Source organism: Flavihumibacter rivuli (assembly GCF_018595685.2).
In the GTDB taxonomy this organism is placed as follows: domain Bacteria; phylum Bacteroidota; class Bacteroidia; order Chitinophagales; family Chitinophagaceae; genus Flavihumibacter; species Flavihumibacter rivuli.
The window spans coordinates 1,514,220-1,535,194 of sequence record NZ_CP092334.1; the positions used below are offsets into that span (position 1 = coordinate 1,514,220).

General features: G+C 47.8%; 16 protein-coding genes. 14 read left to right on the forward strand and 2 right to left on the reverse strand.

All coding sequences use genetic code 11. The annotated features are described in order from the left end of the window. The first annotated feature begins 39 nt into the window (after nucleotides 1-39). From KJS94_RS06695 to KJS94_RS06760, 14 genes are all read left to right on the forward strand, one after another. Nucleotides 40-2,475, forward strand: a complete 2,436-nt coding sequence (locus tag KJS94_RS06695; RefSeq protein ID WP_214446537.1) for an ABC transporter permease — start codon at nucleotides 40-42, stop codon at nucleotides 2,473-2,475. A gap of 40 nt (nucleotides 2,476-2,515) precedes the next feature. Beyond that, complete coding sequence (locus tag KJS94_RS06700) at nucleotides 2,516-4,936, forward strand: ABC transporter permease (RefSeq protein ID WP_214446538.1); 2,421 nt, start codon at nucleotides 2,516-2,518, stop codon at nucleotides 4,934-4,936. A gap of 9 nt (nucleotides 4,937-4,945) precedes the next feature. Then, on the forward strand, nucleotides 4,946-7,306 hold the full coding sequence (locus KJS94_RS06705; protein ID WP_214446539.1) for an ABC transporter permease: 2,361 nt from the start codon (nucleotides 4,946-4,948) through the stop codon (nucleotides 7,304-7,306). Nucleotides 7,307-7,317: 11 nt separating this feature from the next. After that, nucleotides 7,318-9,705 carry an ABC transporter permease gene (locus tag KJS94_RS06710; RefSeq protein ID WP_214446540.1) on the forward strand — a complete coding sequence of 796 codons (2,388 nt, stop codon included), beginning with the start codon at nucleotides 7,318-7,320 and terminating at the stop codon, nucleotides 9,703-9,705. 19 nt (nucleotides 9,706-9,724) lie between these two features. Continuing rightward, entirely contained in the window at nucleotides 9,725-10,396 is a 672-nt protein-coding gene (locus KJS94_RS06715) for an ABC transporter ATP-binding protein (RefSeq protein WP_214446541.1), read from the forward strand. A gap of 9 nt (nucleotides 10,397-10,405) precedes the next feature. Continuing rightward, a complete protein-coding gene (locus KJS94_RS06720) occupies nucleotides 10,406-11,857 on the forward strand; it encodes a TolC family protein (protein WP_214446542.1) in 1,452 nt (483 codons plus the stop codon). A gap of 399 nt (nucleotides 11,858-12,256) precedes the next feature. After that, nucleotides 12,257-13,687 (forward strand): tRNA (N6-isopentenyl adenosine(37)-C2)-methylthiotransferase MiaB, encoded by a 1,431-nt coding sequence (gene miaB / locus KJS94_RS06725; RefSeq protein ID WP_214446543.1) that lies wholly within the window; start codon nucleotides 12,257-12,259, stop codon nucleotides 13,685-13,687. Between the two features lie 148 nt (nucleotides 13,688-13,835). Then, entirely contained in the window at nucleotides 13,836-15,131 is a 1,296-nt protein-coding gene (locus KJS94_RS06730; protein WP_214446544.1) for a sigma-54 interaction domain-containing protein, read from the forward strand. After that, on the forward strand, nucleotides 15,115-15,654 hold the full coding sequence (lptE, locus tag KJS94_RS06735; protein ID WP_239804319.1) for an LPS assembly lipoprotein LptE: 540 nt from the start codon (nucleotides 15,115-15,117) through the stop codon (nucleotides 15,652-15,654). The genes KJS94_RS06730 and lptE overlap by 17 nt, the downstream gene beginning before the upstream one ends. 24 nt (nucleotides 15,655-15,678) lie before the next feature. After that, entirely contained in the window at nucleotides 15,679-16,599 is a 921-nt protein-coding gene (locus tag KJS94_RS06740; RefSeq protein ID WP_239804320.1) for a DUF8458 domain-containing protein, read from the forward strand. A gap of 1 nt (nucleotide 16,600) precedes the next feature. Next, nucleotides 16,601-16,948, forward strand: a complete 348-nt coding sequence (secG, locus tag KJS94_RS06745) for a preprotein translocase subunit SecG (protein ID WP_214446546.1) — start codon at nucleotides 16,601-16,603, stop codon at nucleotides 16,946-16,948. Between the two features lie 76 nt (nucleotides 16,949-17,024). Beyond that, nucleotides 17,025-18,068: an endolytic transglycosylase MltG gene (gene mltG / locus KJS94_RS06750; RefSeq protein ID WP_214446547.1), complete on the forward strand. Its 1,044-nt coding sequence runs from the start codon at nucleotides 17,025-17,027 to the stop codon at nucleotides 18,066-18,068. Then, the gene (locus KJS94_RS06755) at nucleotides 18,065-19,033 is read left to right on the forward strand and encodes a YihY/virulence factor BrkB family protein (protein ID WP_214446548.1); all 969 of its coding nucleotides are present in this window, start codon (nucleotides 18,065-18,067) and stop codon (nucleotides 19,031-19,033) included. Before mltG ends, KJS94_RS06755 begins: the two co-directional genes overlap by 4 nt. A 124-nt stretch (nucleotides 19,034-19,157) precedes the next feature. Further along, on the forward strand, nucleotides 19,158-19,763 hold the full coding sequence (locus tag KJS94_RS06760; protein ID WP_214446549.1) for a thioredoxin family protein: 606 nt from the start codon (nucleotides 19,158-19,160) through the stop codon (nucleotides 19,761-19,763). A gap of 35 nt (nucleotides 19,764-19,798) precedes the next feature. Here KJS94_RS06760 and KJS94_RS06765 read toward each other — a convergent pair whose 3' ends face one another. Next, nucleotides 19,799-20,275 carry a TlpA family protein disulfide reductase gene (locus tag KJS94_RS06765; protein WP_214446550.1) on the reverse strand — a complete coding sequence of 159 codons (477 nt, stop codon included), beginning with the start codon at nucleotides 20,273-20,275 and terminating at the stop codon, nucleotides 19,799-19,801. Then, complete coding sequence (locus KJS94_RS06770; protein ID WP_214446551.1) at nucleotides 20,275-20,901, reverse strand: TrmH family RNA methyltransferase; 627 nt, start codon at nucleotides 20,899-20,901, stop codon at nucleotides 20,275-20,277. Before KJS94_RS06770 ends, KJS94_RS06765 begins: the two co-directional genes overlap by 1 nt. Between the last annotated feature and the right edge of the window lie 74 nt (nucleotides 20,902-20,975).

Consider the following 20,975-nt stretch of genomic DNA (forward strand, 5'->3'; position numbering starts at 1 on the left):
CAACGCCTCAGCAATTGTAAAACCATCAAACCTGGTCCCATGATCAAGAATTTCCTGAAGATAGCCTGGCGGAACCTCAAGAAGAACAAGGTTTATAGTCTCATCAATATTGTCGGGCTGGCAATTGGCCTGGTATGCTTCCTGCTGATCGCATTGTATGTGGTGAATGAACTGAGTTATGACCGCTACAATGAAAAGGCAGACCGCATTTACCGTATCCATTCCGATATCCGATTTGGCGGATCGGATATGCGATTGGCTGTAACTGCTGACCCGATGGGGGAAAGCTTGAAAAAGGATTATCCCCAGGTGGAAGAATATGTCAGGTTCTACAATTCGAATGGCAGTAAACACCTCAAAAAAGGGACGACCTATATCAATGAAACTTCTGTAGTACATGCTGACTCCACTTTATTCAATGTTTTCTCCCTGCCGTCAATTGCTGGGGATACAAAGACAGCACTTAACGAGCCCAATACCGTAGTCATCACCAGGACAGCAGCAGAAAAATACTTCGGCAGCACTGATGTCATAGGTAAAACCATTGAATCAGATGAGAATGGAAGCACCCTTTACAAGGTCACTGCTGTAATTGAGGATTTACCCAATACTTCACATTTCCAATTCGATTTCTTCTTCTCAATGGACAATGTGGACTATACGTTCGGCAATTTCCTCAGCCACAATTTCCATACCTACCTGTTGCTGAAACCCGGGGTTGATCCTTCAACTATTGAGAAGAAATTTCCCCAATACCTTGAAAAATATGTCCTGCCCCAAGCCTCGGCATTCATGAACCTGAAGAGCATGAAGGAGTTTGAGCAATCAGGTAATAAGCTCAATTACAGCCTGATGCCATTGACCCGGATCCACCTCTATTCAGACCGCCACCCTGAACTGGGCATAAACGGGAATATCCAGTATGTGTACATCTTCGGGGCAGTAGCCCTTTTTATCCTGATCATTGCCTGTATCAATTTCATGAACCTTACCACGGCTCGTTCCGCCAACCGTGCTAAGGAAGTAGGGATCCGCAAAGTTATGGGCAGCGAGAAAAAGGCACTGATCGGTCAATTCCTGGCCGAATCCATTCTCACGGCATTGCTGGCCTTCCTGCTGGCCATCCTACTGACCACCCTCCTATTACCAGCCTTCAACAACCTGGCTAGCAAGGATATTCAGATCAACGAATTATTGAACTGGAAATGGATGGCCTTCCTGTTCTCCCTCCCCATACTGGTTGGCATCATGGCAGGTTCCTATCCGGCATTCTTCCTGAGTTCCTTCAAACCCATTGCAGTCCTGAAAGGTAGATGGAGCAATAGTGGAAGTAAAAGTTACCTTAGAAGCACATTGGTAGTGATCCAATTTGCCACTTCCATCATCCTGATGATCGGGACAGTGGTGGTATTCCAGCAACTTCATTATATCCGCAATAAGAAACTTGGATTCAACAAGGAACAATTACTGGTCATCAATGGCACTTATGCCCTTGGTGAAGGCTTGAAAGGTTTCAAGGATGAACTACAGGCCATTCCCGGTGTACATAAAGCAACCATCAGCAATTACCTTCCTGTTGGATCCACAGCCAGGAATAGCAACGCCTTCTCTACAGAAGCAGTTATGAAGCAGGATAATGCATTCAACATGCAATCCTGGTTAGTGGACGAAGATTATATTGAGACCATGGGTATGTCGATGGCCAGGGGCAGGAACTTCTCCAAACAATTTGGAAATGATTCACTAAGCATCATCATCAATGAATCGACTGCCAAAATGCTGGGCTATGAAGATCCGATCGGTAAAAAAATATATGCTTCCATTTCCAATAGGGATGCTTCCGTACAGGGTTATACCATTATTGGCATAGTAAAGAATTTCCACTTTGAAAGCCTTCACCAGGAAATCGGTCCACTGGCCCTGGTAATTGGGAAAAGTGACTATAGCATTGTGGTGCGTACTGATAGTAAGAATATTCCCCAGTTGCTGTCGACCATCGAAAGCAAATGGAAAACCAGGGTTCCCTCCATGCCATTCGAATACCAATTCATGGATGAATCCTTTGACAACATGTACCGGGCAGAGGCAAGGGTCAGTAAGATAGCCCTGGTATTTGCCAGCCTTGCCATATTCATTGCCTGCATGGGATTGTTTGGACTGGCTACCTATATGGCCGAACAGCGCACCAAGGAAATTGGCGTCAGGAAAGTACTGGGAGCTTCCGTACAAAATATTGTTGGCCTGCTCTCCAGAGATTTCCTGAAACTGGTTCTGGTGGCCACTGTTATTGCTTTCCCAGTCGGCTATTTGCTGATGCACAGGTGGCTGGAAGATTTTGCTTACCGCATCAATATTGGCTGGTGGATTTTCCTGGCCGTAGGAATACTGGCAGTATTGATAGCCATAGTAACCGTTAGTTTCCAGGCCATAAGGGCAGCCTTGCTTAACCCGGTTAAAAGCCTGAGGACTGAATAAGATAAGATCACTTTCCATAGAACCATTAAACCTTTAACACATGTTTCTCAACTACCTCAAGATAGCGATCAGGAACCTTCAGCGACACAGGTCCCATGCCTTGCTCAACATTGCAGGTTTGGCCATTGCCCTCGCAGCCGGGATCATTATTTTCCTGGTCTTGCAGCATGAATTCAGCTATGATCGTTACCACAAGAATGCGGACAATGTTTACCAGGTAGTGAAGAGAAGTTTCACCCCGGATGATGAAAGTTTTGAGGTAGCCATGCCCTTCCCGGTTAAAAAGGCCCTTGAGGCGGACTATCCGGATATCCTGTTCACGCAGGTATTTACCTCTTTCGGGTCACAGATAACAGTAATTGAAAAGAATAACACCATCGGTAAGAAGTTCCTGGAAGGCAATGGCATCTATTTCTCAGAGTCCAGCCTGCCCAAGGTCTTTGATATGAATTTCCTCGCCGGTTCACCAGCCATCCTGGAAGAGCCGGGAAAAGCGGTGATCAGCCAGGAATGGGCAGAAAAATATTTCGGGACATGGAAAGAGGCATTGGGCAGGAAGCTCAAGTTGAATAATTCCATAGATGTGGAAATAGCAGCCGTCATTGCTAATCCACCCGTGAACAGTGACTTCCAGTTCAGGTTATTGCCTTCTTATAAGACCTTTGTCGCCAATAAGGATAATTACGGATTTACCGATGACCTTGAAAGTTGGGGAGCGTCAACAAGCAACCACCAGGTCTATGCCTTGTTCCCTGAAGGGAAAACAGAAGCAGTCATGAACAAAGCCCTGGCTGCGTTCAGCAAAAGGCATTATGAGCCGGAGGCTATCCATAAGAATGATTATTTCCTTCACCCGCTGAAAAATGTTCATTTTGACACCCGTTTCTCCAATAATGGTGATCACATCAGCAGTAAGGCGTCCCTCTATACCCTTGCCTTTATCGGTATCCTTATCATCCTGATGGCTTGTATCAACTTCATTAACCTCTCCACCGCACTGGCTGTGAAGCGCAGCAAGGAAGTAGGGATCAGGAAGGTGATGGGCAGCAGCAGGGGACAACTGGTAGCCCAGGTCCTGATAGAAACCGGGCTCATCGTTGCAGGAGCGGCCATCCTGGCTATCCTCCTCGCCTGGATCAGCCTGCCCTACCTGAAATACATCACTGATATCCAAAACAACCTTTCCCTCTTCAACAAAGGAAGCATTGCCTTTATCCTATTGATCATCATCGCCACTACCCTTCTTTCCGGGATGTATCCCGCAACAGTACTGGCAAGGTTCCAACCGGTTGAAGCCATTAAAAACAAGATCAACAATACCAGGGTTGCAGGGCTTTCACTGAGGAGGGTCCTGGTGGTCCTGCAGTTCGCCTTTGCCCAATTACTGATCATTGCCACCATCATTGCGGTAAGCCAGATGAATTTCATCCGCAATGCCGACATTGGTTTCAAGAAAGACGCCATTCTATTACTGTATGGCAACAACGATAGTTTGTCACTGGCCAAACACGAAGCATTCAGGAATGACCTGCAAAAACTTCCCCAGGTAAAAAGTGTGGCATTTGGATTTGACGCGCCTTCCAGCCAGAATACCTGGAGCAGCAATTTTGCCTTTGACCACCGGGGTAAAGACGAGCCATTTAACGTCTTCCTTAAGTTCGGGGATGGTCATTACCTGAAGACCTTTGGACTGGAACTACTGGCCGGTGAATTTTACAAGAATGAGGATTCAGCCAGGAAAGTAGTGATCAATGCCACTATGGCCAAAAAATTGGGGTTAAAGAAGCCTGAAGAGGCGGTCGGGAAACAAGTAAGGTTAGGTGGTAACAAATGGATTGACATTGTTGGTGTGGTCAAGGACTTCAAAAACACTACCCTGCGTGATGCCATACAACCAACTATCATCACCCGGAGTTCCCGCTTCATGAGCATGACTGCCATCAAACTCCAAACCAGCCAATTCGGCAAAGCCAATGAAATGGTACAGCAGGTTTGGGAGAAACATTACCCGGAATATGCCTACAATAGTGCATACATGGACGAGACCATCAATAACTTCTACCGCCAGGAAGAACGCCTGAGCAGGTTGTACAAAGTATATGCCCTGCTGGCCATCATCATTTCCTGCCTTGGATTATATGGACTGGTATCCTTCATGGCCGTACAGAAAACCAAGGAAGTGGGCATCAGGAAAGTACTGGGTGCTTCAACGGGTAATATTGTGCTGCTGTTCAGCAAGGAGTTCACCCTGCTCATCCTGCTAGCCTTCCTGCTGGCTGCTCCCATCGGTTGGTGGATGATGAACAACTGGCTGCAAAACTTTGTGTTCCGGATTGAAATATCATGGGTGGTATTTGCACTGGCTATCCTGTCCAGCATCATCATTGCCTGGGTCACTGTTGGTTACAGGGCCATCAGGGCTGGATTGGCCAATCCCATTAAAAGTTTAAGAAACGAATAAGCTTACTGTATGATCAAGAATTATCTCAAAGTTGCCATTCGAAGCCTGGTTCGGTCCAAAGGCTTCTCCCTGCTCAATATCATTGGCTTGGCTGTTGGCATGGCAGCGGCACTCCTGATCCTACTATGGATCCAGGATGAAATGAACTATGAGATGCACCATGAGAAAAAGGACAGGATCTATGAAGCCTGGAACAGAAGGGTTGACCAGGGCAAAACCAGTGCATGGAGTGTAACTCCGAAGGTATTGGCCAAAACCCTGCAACTCGATTTCCCTGAAGTGGAAGCTACGGCCAGGGTATTCTGGCAAAACCAGTTGCTTATCAATTATGGCAATAAGAAATTAATGGCCACAGGAAATCCTGTTGACTCCTCTATCCTGCAGATTTTCAGCTTCCCGCTGAAGATGGGAAATGCCGCCACCGCCCTTAACGAACCCTTTGGTATTGTACTCACAGAAACCCTTGCCAAAAGGATATTTGGCGATGAAAACCCAATGGGCAAGACCATCAGGGTAGACAACAGGGAAGACCTTACGGTTACGGGTGTATTGAAGGACCTTCCCGGTAATTCAAGGTTCGAATTTGAATTCCTCCTGCCATGGGCATACAACAGGAGAACAGGCAATGATGATGAATACTGGGGGAATAATTCCACCAAGACCTATGTGCTGTTGAAACCCAATACCAGCCTGGCCTCCATGGAAAGCAAATTAAATGGATTACGTAAACAATATGATTCCGATAATCCGGAAGGACAATTTTTCCTTTATCCCCTGAAGCGATGGAGGCTTTACTCCAATTTCGAAAATGGAGTGGAGAAAGGATCCATCATGCAGTTTGTAAAGATGTTCAGCATCATTGCGGCCTTTATCCTGCTGATCGCCTGCATCAACTTCATGAACCTGAGTACCGCAAGGAGCGAAAAAAGGGCCAAGGAGGTAGGAATCCGAAAAACAGTAGGCGCCCCAAAAAGCAGTATCATCATCCAGTTCCTGGGGGAATCCATATTGATCACCCTTGTCGCAGGGATACTTTCCCTGATCATTGTCCAGTTAAGTATGAAAGGCTTCAACAGCCTTACAGAAAAGCAGCTATCCCTTCCCGTTAGCAACCTTTCCTTCTGGGCATTCTTCCTGGGATTCATCCTGTTTACCGGTTTATTGGCAGGAAGTTATCCCTCCTTCTTCCTGTCCTCCTTCCAGCCGATCAAGGTTTTGAAGGGCACTTTTGTAAAATCAAATGCTGCTGTCACCCCAAGGAAAGTCCTGGTGGTACTTCAATTCAGTTTTGCCATCATCATGATCATAGCCACCATTGTGGTTCACCGGCAGATACAGCTGGCAAAGGACCGGAATACCGGCTATAACCAGGAACGATTGCTCTTCCATTACCTTACCGGCGACCTGGATAAGAACTACGAACTCGTAAGGAATGAGATGCTTTCATCAGGGGTAGTTACAAATGTTACCAAAACAAGCGCCCCTATGACCCAGAACTGGAGCAATACCTGGGGTATTGAATGGCCAGGCAAGGACCCGAAAGACAGGACCTTATTTGACTCCTTTAGTGCAGACCAGGACCTGGCAGCAACAGTGGGGCTACAAATGGTTCAGGGACGTGATTTCAATATCAAGTCCTTCCCTACCGATTCAACAGCCATTCTGCTGAATGAATCCGCAGTGAAGGCAATGAACCTGAAAAACCCCGTTGGACAGGTATTGCGGGACAATCAACAGAACTGGACAGTGATTGGTGTATTCAAGGATTTCATCCTCAATTCACCCTACGAACCAACCCGACCCATGTTCATCAAAGGTGCCAGCTCATGGTTCAATGTGATCCACTTCAAACTTGCAAAGGATGTTCCCACTGCAAAGGCTATCCAGACCTTAGAGAAGATCTTTACCAAATACAATCCAGCCTTCCCTTTCGACTACAGGTTCATTGATGAGGACTATGCTACCAAATTCAGGACTGAGCAACGCAGTGGTCAACTGGCCGCATTGTTTGCCGGCCTTACCATCCTCATCTCCTGTCTTGGCCTGTTTGGTTTGGCCGCTTATATGGCAGAGAACAGGATCAAGGAGATAGGTATCAGGAAGGTACTGGGCGCTTCTGTTGCAGGCATCACTACGCTTCTGTCAAAGGATTTCCTCATACTCGTGGGAATTGCCCTGGTGGTGGCCACACCCATTGCCTGGTGGTTATTGCATAACTGGTTAGAACAGTTTGAATACCGGATGGAACTGCACTGGTGGTATTTCCTTATCGCGGGAATGATGGCAATGGTCATTGCCTTGCTGACCGTCAGTTTCCAGGCCATCAAGGCAGCTTTGACCAATCCTGTTAAAAGTTTACGTTCAGAATAACACCGATCAACATGTTCAGCAACTACCTCGTCATAGCTTTACGCAATTTGAAGCGGAACAAGTGGTTCTCTCTGATCAACATAGTGGGCCTTAGCCTGGGTCTTGCCACCTGCATGCTGATCTACCTGTACACACTGGATGAAACCAGCTATGACCAGTTCCATGCCGGAAAGGCCAATATTTACCGCATCACATCAACAATCACCAGTCCTGATGGACGCGTCAATTCCTCCGGCATTACAGGCCAGGTACACGGTCCTGCCTTCGCAGCAAAGATCCCTGAGATCAAAACCTATATCCGGTTCCAGGAACAGGGAAGCACCATCAGGCATAATGGGGAAATCATTGACCAATCGGTTTGTTATGTAGAAAAGGATTTCCTGAAGGTCTTCAGTTTCCCCCTTGAAATTGGCGACCCTGCGAAAGCATTGACAGATCCACAATCAGTGGTACTGACCCGATCCATGGCCAAGCGGTTCTTTGGCAAGCAAGACCCGATTGGTAAAACGATCGAGCTGAGGTTTGAAGAAGAGTTCATTCCCTTCCAGGTTACGGCAGTAGCGGAAGACTATCCACAGAATTCCACTATCAAATTCGACCTGTTGCTGCCCATACAATACCTCGTTAAGCGCTATCCCGATGACCAATGGATCAATTTCTTCATGAATACCTTCGTGGTATTGCAACCGGGAGCCGATGTACAGAAGACCGTCCAGAAAATGATGGCAGTCTTCGAGGCAGATGCGGCCAATCAACTGAGTGAGGCAAGGAAGAAATATGATTTCAGGGAAAAAATAGAGTTCGGGCTGCAGCCCCTGACCGATATCCACCTGAGCAAGGAATTCAAGGCTGCCAATGGCCTCAGGGATGCCAGCGATCCCATCTACTCCTATATCCTGGTGGCCATAGCTTCTTTGATCCTGTTGATCGCCTGCATCAATTTCATCAACCTCACTGTTGGAAGATCGCTTAAGCGTGCGCGTGAGATCGGTATCCGCAAAACAGTAGGTGGCCAGCAACAGCAACTGATCTGGCAGTTCCTTGGGGAATCCTTCCTGATCTGCCTCTTCGCCTTCTTACTGGCCATTTTGCTAGCCAATATTGCCCTTCCCTTTTTTAACCAGATGGCCGGCAAACAGCTGGCATTCTCTTACCTCTGGAGCTGGAAACTGGTGGCAGGTTATGTATTTCTTTTGCTGGCTACTGCCCTGCTGGCAGGCTATTACCCGGCACTGGTATTATCACGGTTCAACCCCGTTGATACCCTTTATAGTCGCAAACCATTTACCAGTAAGAATTACCTGGGAAAACTGATGGTGACCTTCCAATTTGCCCTGGCAACCTTCCTGATCATTGCAGTAATGGCCATCTATACCCAGTTCAATTACCTGACCCGCTTTGACCTTGGGTACAGTGACAAGGGTATTGCCCGGATGTACACCCCTAATATTGATGTCAACAAGCTCACCCTATTTAAATCTGAGTTACTGAAGAACCCTGCCATTGAGGATGTAAGTGCGGACCAGGGTGGTGATTGGTTTACAATGGCCAGGATCAATAATGACGTATCCATTGATTTCAATTTCAAATACATTGATGAGAACTACTTTGACTTCCTGAAGATACCTGTCGTTAAAGGAAGAAGTTTTTCCCGCCAGATGGGCCAGGATACCGCTGCATCCGTAATCGTGAATGAGAGCTTTGTGAAAAAGGCAGGCTGGAAGCAACCTTTGGGAGAAGAAGTGGACTTCTTCTACAATAAAAAGAAGTATGCAGTGATCGGTGTGATCCGTGACTACCATTATGCCTCTTTGAATGAACCGATCCAACCCCAGTTATTCATCTTCGACCCCTCCTATCGTTACGGCAATGTTTACGTGAAGCTGAAGGAAGGCAAGAGGGCCAATGCAGAAAGCCATGTTTCCCAAATCTTTAAAAACCTATTCCCGGCCAATCCTTTTGCCTTAAGCTACCTGGACCAGGAGAACCTGCAGGCTTATGAAAAGGAGGCCAGGTGGAAACAGATCATCAGTGCGAGTGCGGTAATGACCATCCTGATCTCCTGTATCGGGCTATTGGGACTGTCCACCATAGCAGCCCAGCAAAGGACCAAGGAGATCGGCATCAGGAAGGTCCTGGGTGCAAGTGTACCCGGCCTGATCGGCAACCTATCAAAGGATTTCCTGAAACTGGTGGCCATCGCAGCCATAGTGGCCATTCCATTGGCCTGGCTGGCGATCCATCAATGGCTGGAACAATACCCCTACAGGACACCTATCAGCTGGTGGATGTTCAGCCTGTCCGCAGCACTGGTAGTAATAATAGCCTTAATCACAACCGGCATCCAGGCTTACCAGGCAGCTTTATCCAATCCAGTGGATAGTTTAAAATCAGAATAAATAAAGCATTTAACAGACCATGATACAATTAAGCAATATTTACAAGTGGGTGAATACCGGCAGTAACAAGGTTTTCCTGCTCAAGGATATCAACCTTGGTGTGAACGAAGGGGAATTCATTTCCATCATGGGCCCATCCGGTTCAGGAAAATCAACCCTCCTCAATGTGATTGGCATGCTGGATGAATTCAATGAAGGGCAGTATGCATTTTTAGGCAATCCCGTTCATGAATTGAAAGAGAAACAACGCTCAGCCTTGTATAAGCAGAACATTGGTTTTGTTTTCCAGGCCTATCATCTCATTGACGAATTGACGGTATACGAAAACATCGAGACGCCACTGCTTTACCAGAACATCAAACAGGATGAACGCAAGGCCATGGTTGCCGATATCCTTGACCGCTTCCAGATCGTGGGCAAGAAGGACCTCTTCCCCAGCCAGCTTTCCGGTGGGCAGCAGCAACTGGTAGGCATTGCCAGGGCCCTGATCGCCAAACCCAAGCTCATACTGGCCGATGAACCCACGGGTAACCTCAATTCCAAACAAGGTGAGGAGATCATGGACCTGTTCAAACAACTCAACCAGGAAGACGGGGTAACGATCATCCAGGTCACCCATTCCGAAAAAAATGCCGCTTATGGCAACCGCATCATTCACTTACTCGATGGAAGGATCGAAAAGACCCAATAATTAACGGAGATGAAAAAGCTAGCAATAACTACAAAGAAGATTATCAGGATAACGGCCTTATCCCTCCTGTTATCGGGAGGCTTGTATGCGCAAAGCGATACAAGTACCGGACTGAGTTTACAGCAATGTGTGGACATAGCATTCAAGAATAACCTTGAACTCAAGCAAACGGAGATCCAGGCCGCCACTACCCAGGTCAGTTACAAGCAAAGCAAGGATAACCTCCTGCCCAGCTTCAATGGTTTCGTGGAACATGGCCTGAACCAGGGCCGCAGTATCGACCCCTTTTCCAATAGCTACCTGAACCAGAACATCAACTACGCCAACTGGGGCCTGAATGGCGGAATAGTACTCTTCAGCGGCCTGGCCAACCAGAATAACATCAGGCAGCAACGCTTTGCCTACCAGGCGGGGGAAATGGATGTGCAACAGCAAAAGGATAACCTGACCCTCCAGATCATCGTGGCCTACCTGCAAGTGCTCAGTGCCGAAGACCAACTAGTGCAGATCGGCAAACAGGTAGAGCTGAGCCGCAAACAGGTAGAAAGGTTAACGATCCTGAATGAAGAGGGCACCATCACCCCCAGCCAGTTGTACGACCTCAAAGGCCAGCTGGCCAATGATGAGGTGAGCCTGGTCAATACCAGGAACCAATTGGAAGCAGCCAAGCTGCAACTGTCGCAGTTGATGAACCAGCCTTATGACAGTAGCCTCAAACTACAGCGCATTACTGCTGAAGAATTCCTGAGCAAATACGAAGGTGACCCCAAAAGCATCTACCAGACAGCCCTTGACCAACTGGCCCTGGTTAAGGCAGCCACCCTCCGGAAAGAAAGCGCTGAATTTGGGGTGAAGACCCGGAAATCAGCTTTGTGGCCTACCCTTTCCCTGAATGGAGGGTTGTTCACCAATTATTCCAGTGCAGCCTCCACACAGAACCTCGTAAGCTCATCAGACGTGGCCACCAACGACTACGTCATGATCAATGGCAGCAAATCACCGGTATTCACCACCGAAAACATTTACGAACAGCAAAAGATCGCCTATGGCAACCAGTTCCGTAATAACTACTCCACCAATGTAAACCTTACCCTTAGGGTCCCCATCCTCAATGCCATGCAGAACCGCAACCTGGTCACCAGGGCAAAACTTGACCTGAAGAACGCAACCTATGTGGAGCAAACGGTCAAGACCCGTTTGCAGCAGGCAGTAGAACAGGCCTGGGTGAATATGACGGCAACCTATAACCGCTATAATGCGTTATTGAAACAGGTGGATGCCTTCCAGGAATCCTTCAGGGTAACCGAAACCCGTTTCAATGAAGGGGTACTGAACTCCGTTGATTACCTGGTAGCCAGGACCAATCTCGACCGGGCCAATATCAGCCTGATCATTGCCCGCTATGAATATGTTTTCAGGACCAGGATACTGGATTACTACCAGGGGAAACCGTTATGGTAGGAAAAGATGTGAAAATGTGAAAATGTGGACATGTGAAAATGTGGTCTTTTCGCCAACCAGAGGGATAACCCAACCCTTTAACAACCTGGGTAACTATTAAATAATTAACGCGAAGACCGCCCTCGCCCGCCTGCGCTGAAGCTTCGGCGGGCGAGGGCGGTCTTCGCGTTTTCTCCACGTCCTTTGAGTTACAAATTGAATCCGGCCCATTGGCGCAGCCAATCCTTTGCGCCCTTCGCGCCTCCTCCGCGTCCTTTGCGTTACAAAAATGAAAACGCTCCACCATTGGCGCAGCCAACTATATAACTATTTAAAACCTTAAAAATTGATTACCAACCCCCATTTCCCTTCTGTCATTCTGTCATTATTCCTTAATTTTGCTCCCTTAATTTGAGTAAGATGCTGGATTTGACGATCAACAAGGTACATGACGAGGCAAGGCAGGGAGAAGCCTTCGCCCCATTTGCAGATGATCCCAATCAATACAAGAAGCGTTTTTATATTGAAAGCTACGGCTGCCAGATGAACTTCTCGGACAGCGAGATCGTAGCCTCCATCCTCAACGAAAGCGGATTTGGAGCTACCCGTAACTATGAAGAAGCCGACCTGGTGTTGCTGAACACCTGCTCTATCCGTGAAAAGGCAGAACAGACGGTAAGGAAACGCCTGACCGACTTCAGGAAGATCAAGGAAGGCCGTCCCGGTATGCTGATCGGTGTATTGGGTTGCATGGCAGAACGCCTGAAAGCCAAATTACTGGAAGAAGAAAAGCTGGTGGACATGGTGGTGGGACCGGATGCCTACCGTACCCTTCCCGGGTTGATTGAAGAAGCGGAGACCGGTCAGAAAGCGGTAAATGTGTTGCTGAGCCGGGAAGAAACCTATGCCGACATCTCCCCCATCCGATTGGACAGCAACGGGGTGACCGCTTTCGTCAGCATCATGCGCGGATGCAACAACATGTGCTCCTTCTGCGTGGTTCCGTTCACCAGGGGCCGTGAGCGAAGCCGCGATGCTGAAAGCATTGTAAAGGAATGCCGGGACCTTTATAACAATGGTTATAAGGAAGTAACCTTGCTGGGCCAGAATGTGGACAGCTATTATTATGTGAATGAAGAGAAGGATGAGATCGTCAACTTTGCCAACCTGCTGGAAAAAGTGGCGCTGATCTCCCCTGACCTAAGGGTTCGCTTCAGCACCTCACATCCCAAGGACATTACAGACGAGGTGCTCCACACCATGGCCAGGCACGAAAATATTTGCAAGTATATCCACCTGCCGGTCCAGAGTGGTAATAGCCGCATCCTCCAGCTGATGAACCGCACCTATACCCGTGAATGGTATATGGCAAAGGTTGATCGCATCAGGGAGATCCTGCCCGGTTGTGGCATTTCTTCCGATATCATTGCAGGTTTCTGTACTGAAACCGAAGAAGAACACCAGGATACCCTGGGTATTATGGAGTACAGCAAGTACGACATGAGCTATATGTTCTTCTACAGTGAACGTCCGGGAACCCTGGCGGCCAGGCGCTATACGGATGATATTCCGGAAGAAGTAAAGAAAAGAAGGTTACAGGAGATCGTAGACCTGCAAGGCAGGTTGAGCAAGGAAAGCAATGAAAAAGACCTGGGTAAGACCTTTAAGGTATTGATCGAAGGGAATAGCAAGCGTAGCGACAATGACTGGATGGGAAGGAACAGCCAGAACAAGGTGATCGTATTCCCCAAAGAAAATTACAACCTGAAGAAGGGTGATTATGTTTGGGTGACGGTGAACGACTGTACACAGGCAACCCTTATCGGCAAGATCCAGAAGTTGGAAGCTTGATCAGGACAAACGGTGTGGCATAACCGAACAGGCATAAGTGCCATTAGGTCCCAGGGTTCAAAACCCTTACCCCACCATTTGTTCAATCAATAAAGCTCAGAAGAAAGGTTAGGCCAACAGCAAAGGACCAGGGAAAAGACAAAAGACAATGGACATTCAAAGCATAAAAAACCGATTCGGAATCATTGGTAACTCGCCGGCATTGAACCATGCGTTAAATGTTGCGGCGCAGGTGTCCAATACCGACCTGAGTGTACTGATCGTGGGTGAAAGCGGTGTAGGTAAGGAAGCCTTCTCCCAGATCATCCATGCCTTATCTTCAAGAAAGCACAATCCCTTTATCGCAGTGAACTGCGGTGCCATCCCGGAAGGAACGATAGATTCTGAATTGTTTGGGCACGAAAAAGGAGCCTTCACCGGTGCAGTGGATAGCCGTAAGGGATATTTCGAAACAGTTAATGGGGGTACCATATTCCTTGATGAGATCGGCGAAATGCCCCTTGGTACCCAGGCCCGCCTGTTGAGGGTACTGGAGACCGGTGAATTCATCAGGGTGGGTTCCTCCAAGGTCCAGAAGACAGATGTGCGCGTGATTGCGGCTACCAACAGGGACCTCCTGGAAACGGCCCAATCCGGTAAATTCCGCGAGGACCTCTATTACCGTTTGAGTACAGTTCCCATCAGGGTGCCTTCCCTGCGCGACAGGAAGGAAGATATCCCCCTCCTGTTCAGGAAATTCGCCGTTGACTTTGCCGAGCGCTACAAGACCGCTCCGGTGCAGCTGGACGAGGAAGCCCGGCAGGTATTGGTCAACTATTCCTGGCCAGGTAACGTTCGTGAACTGAAGAATATAGCAGAACAGATCTCCGTTCTCGCGCCTGATAAAATGGTTTCCGCTTCTGTATTGAAACGATTCATACCGGAACATCCCCAGAATCGGCTACCTATGGTCGTTAGCCAGCAAGGAAGCAGCCATGGACCGGAATTCAGCAACGAGCGTGAACTGTTGTACAAGCTCTTTTTCGATATGAAAAAGGATGTAACCGAGCTGAAAAAAATGTTCGTGGAGATCCTGCAGAATCCTTCCAGCGCAGCAGCAGCCGCGGCTTACACCAAGGAAGCCTTGCTGCATGAATATCCCGGTAATGTGGAATTCCAGCCCCAACCGGCAGTGATACCGGCCAATTATATCCAACCGGTGCAGCCGGCCATGCCCCCAACCATGACGCCCCCCCAGCCCGCAGTCATCCTGCCCCACCCTCATGAGGACATCCATGAGCACGAGGAAGTAGAAGAATCCCTCAACATTATGGATAAGGAAAAGGAGTTGATATTAAAGGCACTGAAAAAACATAAGGGCAAGCGTAAGGATGCCGCCATGGACCTTGGCATCAGTGAAAGAACCCTCTATCGGAAACTAAAAGAATATGACATCAATGACTAAGTGGACAAATATTAAGTGGAATGGTTCACGGACCCTTGCCATGGTAATGGCACTGGCTTTTTCTTTCCTGCTACCCTCCTGCTATTCCTTCAAGGATATTTCCATCCCCCCGGATGTTAAGACCTGCCGCATCGACTATATCGACAATAAGGCGAGGTATGTAAACCCGACATTGAGTCCCCAGCTAACCAACAAACTTCGCGATAAGGTGATCGGGCAAACCAGGCTGGCACTGATCCAGGGTGAAGAGGCAGACTATTTGGTCACAGGCTATATCAGCGATTACAGCCTTACCACTACAGGTATCTCCAATAAGGAAGCAGCCAGTAACCGTCTTAACATTACGGTCCATATCGAGTTTAAGAACAGGAAAGATGAAAGCAAGAACTTTGAGGCAGATGTCACCAGGAATTTCGATTTTTCCGCATCATTGAGCCTGCAGCAGGCCGAAGCCCAGTTAAATGAAACCATCATCCGGAACCTTTCCGATGAAATTTTCAACCGTATCTTCTCCAACTGGTAATAAGCCTGTATATTGCCCCAATCAATGGATTGCTCCAAGACAATACAACAATACTTTCACCAGCCCAGCTTGCAGAGTGTAACGCTCGCTGAGCTGAGGAAAGCTGTTGCCAAATATCCTTATTCCACCCTGCTGCATTACCTGTTGCTCAAGAAAATGAAATCTGAAAGCGATCCAGCTTTCCAGGAACAGTTGGAAGCCTCAACCCTTCATTTTTCACGCAACCCCTGGATATTCTTTTTATTGAACCAGGAGTCAGCTCCTGTCCCTGCCGCGGCAGAGGGGGAACAGCCATCAGTTTCCAGCAGTAGTGAAGAGGAGGTCGCAACAGTAGAAACAACTGTTGAAGAATTTGCAGGCCCGGCCTGGACCGAGCCGGAGCAGGAGGTAAAGGCAGATGAAGTGGCACCTGAGCCAAAACCTGAACCTTTGCAGGAACAGGAAATTAGGGAGCCAAGCCTACCAGAAGCGGTACAGGAACCAATAGAGGAAACAGATAGGGCCAATTTACTGGAAAAGGAATCGCCCATTCCCATTCCTTCGATCCGGCATGTAAAGGACCAGCCGGCCGACCTGCCCATATTTGAGCCCTACCATACCATTGATTATTTTGCTTCACTGGGGATCAAGCTGAACAATACCGTACCTAGTGACAAGCTGGGCAGGCAGCTTAAGAGTTTTACCGAATGGATCAGGACCATGAAGCGACTGCCGGAATCCCAGCTCCCGGAAAACCTGGCCGATTCAGGGGAGGCCAGGGCCATAGAAGCCCTGGCAGCCGGTTCCATCGAAGCTAAGGAAGTGCTGACCGAAACCATGGCCGAAGTATTGGTGAAGCAGGGAAATATTCCTGCTGCCCTCAAGGTATATAGGAAATTAAGTTTGGCTCATCCCGACAAATCCGCTTATTTTGCCGACAGAATCGAAAAATTAAAAAAACGATAAAATGGTTATCCTGTTTCTCGTATTAGTGATCCTGGCTGCTGTGATCCTTGGTTTCATTATTCTTGTACAAAATCCCAAAGGTGGTGGATTGGCAGGTAATGTTGCCGGCCTGAGCAACCAGTTCATGGGTGTGAAGCAAACAACCGACGTGCTGGAAAAGGGCACCTGGATCTTTGCTGCTGTTGTAGCCCTGCTCTGCCTGTTTTCTGCTCTCTTCATTCCTAAAACAAAAGGAACTGAGCAAAACCTGCTGGACCAGCTGAATACCAAGCCTGCTGCCACTGCGCCAGCCCCTGCCGGTACCAACCAACAGCCGTTGGCTCCTGCACCAGCTCCGGCCAACAAATAAACTTATCATTCCTGATAGAAAAACCCTGCTCAACCAGCAGGGTTTTTTGTTTACTTTACAGCCAACAAGCAAATCCATGAAAAGACTGTTTCTATTGTTCCTATTATTATTCGGTCTTACCGCAGCTATAGGCGGCTGGCTTTTCCTTGGACCGGCTACCGGTTTCAGCGGCAATCAATACTACCTGGAAGTACCCACAGGTAGTGACTATCCCACCCTTTTCCAAAAACTGAAACAGGACAACATCATCAGGTATCCCGGCCTATTCGATATGCTGGCCAGGCAACTGGATTACCCGGAAAAGGTTAGGGCAGGCAGGTACCTGATCCCTAAAGGTGCCAGCATTATTACAGTCCTCAGGAAATTACGCAATGGCCAGCAGGAACCTGTGAACCTGGTGATCACCAAATTACGGACAAAGGAAGACTTTGCCTCCCTTGCAGGAAAGAAGTTCGAGTTCGACAGTGCCGGCATGATGCGTTTCCTGAATTCCCCCGACTCTGCTGCCCGTTACGGCCTGGATACCAATACTATCATGACTGCCGTTTTTCCGGATACCTACACCTATTTCTGGAATACCACACCCTCCAGGGTAATGGCTAAGATCCTTAAGGCCAGGGATGCCTTCTGGACCGATGCCAGGAAAAAGCAGGCCGCTAACCTTGGCCTGACACCTGAGCAGGTGGTAATCATTGCCTCAATCGTAGAAGAAGAAACCAACAAGAACGATGAGAAAGGGAATGTAGCCAGCGTTTACCTGAACAGGTTGAAGACCGGTATGAAGCTAGGCGCGGACCCTACGGTCAAGTTTGCCCTGCGCGATTTTTCCCTGAAGCGCATTTACAACAAGCACCTGGCTGTTGAATCACCATATAATACCTACCGGGTGAACGGGTTGCCGCCGGGACCTATTTGTACGCCTTCGCGTACCACTATTGACGCAGTTCTACAGGCACCGGCCACCCCCTACCTCTACTTTGTTGCCAAACCCGATTTTTCAGGATACCATGTGTTTGCAGAAACCTATACCCAACACCTGGCCAATGCCAAAGCCTACCAGGAAGCACTGGATAAACTGATGAAAACCAAACAGGGAGAAGATACCGGTAACCAACCATGACCAAGATCGAACGTATCATACTAACTAGTACACCGGTAAAATTCCTGGTTGACAAAAGCAAGAAGATCATCCTTCCGGGATTTGAAGGGCTACCCCTTTACGATGTGATCGTTTTCTTCCTGCAGCAGGTAAGGAAAGTAGGATTGAATGAACGGGCAGCGGCCATATCCTTCAATATCCTGATGGCCATTCCTGCCGCTACCATCTTCCTTTGTACCCTTATCCCCTACATGCCTTTCAGCAAGGGTATTACGGAAGAATTATTGAAACTTACCCAGGACATTACGCCTAACCGCAACACCTACTTACTTGTAAAGGATTTCCTTGAGGACTTCCTGCAAAAACCAAGGAGTGGCTTGCTATCCTTCGGTTTCCTGGTTGCCGTATTCTATGCCTCTAATGCCATGATGGGCATTATGCGCACTTTCAACAAATCGTTGATGTACAGCACCAGCATGAACTTTATCCAATCCCGCTGGAACGCCATCAAGATCACATCCATACTCATCCTACTCATCCTGCTGGCCATCATACTGCTGCTCGCACAGGGAACAGTATTGAGCTGGTTACTGGATAGGTTTGATATCAATACCCCCTTCATCCGGTGGGTGGTCAATAACCTGAGGTGGTTCTTCGTGGTGGCACTGATCTATTACAGTATTGCCATCATCTATAAATATGCGCCTTCCATCCATGAGCGTTGGCAACTCTCTTCCCCCGGAACCATATTAGCCACCTTCCTCATTATCCTGACCATCCTGGTCTTCTCATTCTGGGTGAACAAGTTCAATAACTTCAATAAGATCTATGGGTCTATCGGAACGATCCTCGTTTTAATGGTACTGATCGATTTCAGTTCACTTGTATTGTTGATAGGTTACGAATTAAATGTTAGTATCCACTCCCTGAAAATGATGGCTGCAGAACGCCAGCGGAAGGAAGCTCAACAAGCAGTACAACCTTAGGAAAAAATTTACGAACTTCAGGTCATGGATACTAACCCGGGCAGTGTCCGAGACCGCAGTTCATCATAGGAAATCAATACAGGCATAGGCCCGGTTGCCCGTATTGTTCCAACAACAATTGCATATGAAAAATATTATGGCGTTTGTGGTTGCCGCAGCCATGACCATGGGCTTTTCAAAAGCCGATGTAGATCCCCTTCCTATCGGATCTCCCATGCCTAAGGCTGACATCAAAATGAAGGATGTATCAGGAAAACTGGTCTCCCTGGCTGATGCAAAGACCAATAATGGATTGGTGGTTATGTTTAGTTGCAATACCTGTCCTTATGTGATGAAAAACCAGGCCAGGACAAGGGATATCCTCAATTATGCCCAACAAAAAAAACTGGGGGTAATCATCCTGAACTCCAATGAAGGGGTGAGGGATAAAGAAGACTCCTATTCATCCATGCAAAGCTACGCGCGCACCCAAAGTTATGATTGGCCTTATGTGGTGGACAGTAATAACGAACTGGCCGATGCATTCGGGGCTACGCGAACACCTGAATGTTTCCTTTTCAATGGAAATGGCAAATTGGTTTACCATGGTGCCATTGATGACAGCCCGGCTGATGACACCAAGATAACCAGGCAACATTTAAAGGAAGCGATCAATGAAATGCTTACAGGTAAAGACATAGCAGTGAAGGAAAGCAAATCGATCGGGTGTGCTATCAAAAGAAAGAATTAACCTATCCCCCTTCCACGGAAGGGTTTTTTTATGCCTTATTGCAACAACTCCCTGAATGCCTGCTCTACCTCCATCGGGTTCAGGGCACGGTTATAGAATTTCCTGTATTGCCTGGCAGGATGAACAAACAATGAAACCGGAAGGGCGCCATCCCAGGATTTGTCTATCCGTGGACAGAACGTATCTGCATTGGTCTCGTTCAACCAAAAATGCGTGGCTCCTGTCATGGATCTTTTCAACAGGAATTCATCAATCTTAGCGGGAAAATAATCAGGAAGGTCAAGACTCACCAGGACCAGCTCAACTGAATCATGGCGCTTTGATTGCTCAAAAAAATAAGGCAGCTCTTCCAGGCAGGGCTTGCAAAATGTGGCCCAGAAATTTACTACGAGCGGCTTTTTGCTATTGACTATATGCTGCTCCAGTTCTGCAATGCCCAGTTTTTTTACATATTGTGCACGAAGGCCGGGCATCAGCAGTATAGCTAATATGACAAAACAGATCCTTTTCATTAATAGGCATTTTCAGGCTCTTCCCCTTTCAGGAAATTCTCCCATTCATATCCCCATCTGGCTGCAAGTTCGTTAACCGTCTGGTCATCCAATCGCCGCTTATCATATAAACCAGCCGTGGCACGCTGCCGGTAAGCCTCATACAGGGTAACCGCACAAGCCACGGATATATTCAGCGATTTGATCACCCCTACTTGGGGGATGATGAAATTCCCGTCAGAATGGCTCACCATCCGGGCGCTCACCCCATACAATTCATTGCCGAACACAAGCGCCATGGACCCTTTTGTAAAATCAAGGTCGTATAGGTTCCGGCTATCCGTATTCATATGGGTAGTGTAAATCTTATCATACTTACTGCGCACTGCTTCCACGCAGGCATCCACATCGCTGAAATTGTGTATAGTAAGCCATTTCTTCGCACCTGCACTACTCCTTGCCCCCCATCTTTTCTTCCTGGGCGCTTCTGTCTGTACAATAAAAACTTCCTGTATCCCTATCGAATCGCAGGACCTCATTACAGCCGCTATATTATGGGGATCAAATATATTTTCAAGGATCACTGTCAGATCTGGTTGTCGCTTATCCAATACCGATAGCAACCTTTTCTTTCTTTCTGGTGTCATATTTGCTGGAATTCAGGTAAAAAGGGTAGACCTTATCACAAAATTACGCCGGAGGCGTTATTGAAACTGTTTGA

Coding starts and splice junctions, on each gene's coding strand:
- KJS94_RS06695 (WP_214446537.1), top strand. CDS start 40: ATGATCAAGAATTTCCTGAAGATAGCCTGGCGGAACCTCAAGAAGAAC.
- KJS94_RS06700 (WP_214446538.1), top strand. CDS start 2,516: ATGTTTCTCAACTACCTCAAGATAGCGATCAGGAACCTTCAGCGACAC.
- KJS94_RS06705 (WP_214446539.1), top strand. CDS start 4,946: ATGATCAAGAATTATCTCAAAGTTGCCATTCGAAGCCTGGTTCGGTCC.
- KJS94_RS06710 (WP_214446540.1), top strand. CDS start 7,318: ATGTTCAGCAACTACCTCGTCATAGCTTTACGCAATTTGAAGCGGAAC.
- KJS94_RS06715 (WP_214446541.1), top strand. CDS start 9,725: ATGATACAATTAAGCAATATTTACAAGTGGGTGAATACCGGCAGTAAC.
- KJS94_RS06720 (WP_214446542.1), top strand. CDS start 10,406: ATGAAAAAGCTAGCAATAACTACAAAGAAGATTATCAGGATAACGGCC.
- miaB (WP_214446543.1), top strand. CDS start 12,257: ATGCTGGATTTGACGATCAACAAGGTACATGACGAGGCAAGGCAGGGA.
- KJS94_RS06730 (WP_214446544.1), top strand. CDS start 13,836: ATGGACATTCAAAGCATAAAAAACCGATTCGGAATCATTGGTAACTCG.
- lptE (WP_239804319.1), top strand. CDS start 15,115: ATGACATCAATGACTAAGTGGACAAATATTAAGTGGAATGGTTCACGG.
- KJS94_RS06740 (WP_239804320.1), top strand. CDS start 15,679: ATGGATTGCTCCAAGACAATACAACAATACTTTCACCAGCCCAGCTTG.
- secG (WP_214446546.1), top strand. CDS start 16,601: ATGGTTATCCTGTTTCTCGTATTAGTGATCCTGGCTGCTGTGATCCTT.
- mltG (WP_214446547.1), top strand. CDS start 17,025: ATGAAAAGACTGTTTCTATTGTTCCTATTATTATTCGGTCTTACCGCA.
- KJS94_RS06755 (WP_214446548.1), top strand. CDS start 18,065: ATGACCAAGATCGAACGTATCATACTAACTAGTACACCGGTAAAATTC.
- KJS94_RS06760 (WP_214446549.1), top strand. CDS start 19,158: ATGAAAAATATTATGGCGTTTGTGGTTGCCGCAGCCATGACCATGGGC.
- KJS94_RS06765 (WP_214446550.1), bottom strand. CDS start 20,275: ATGAAAAGGATCTGTTTTGTCATATTAGCTATACTGCTGATGCCCGGC.
- KJS94_RS06770 (WP_214446551.1), bottom strand. CDS start 20,901: ATGACACCAGAAAGAAAGAAAAGGTTGCTATCGGTATTGGATAAGCGA.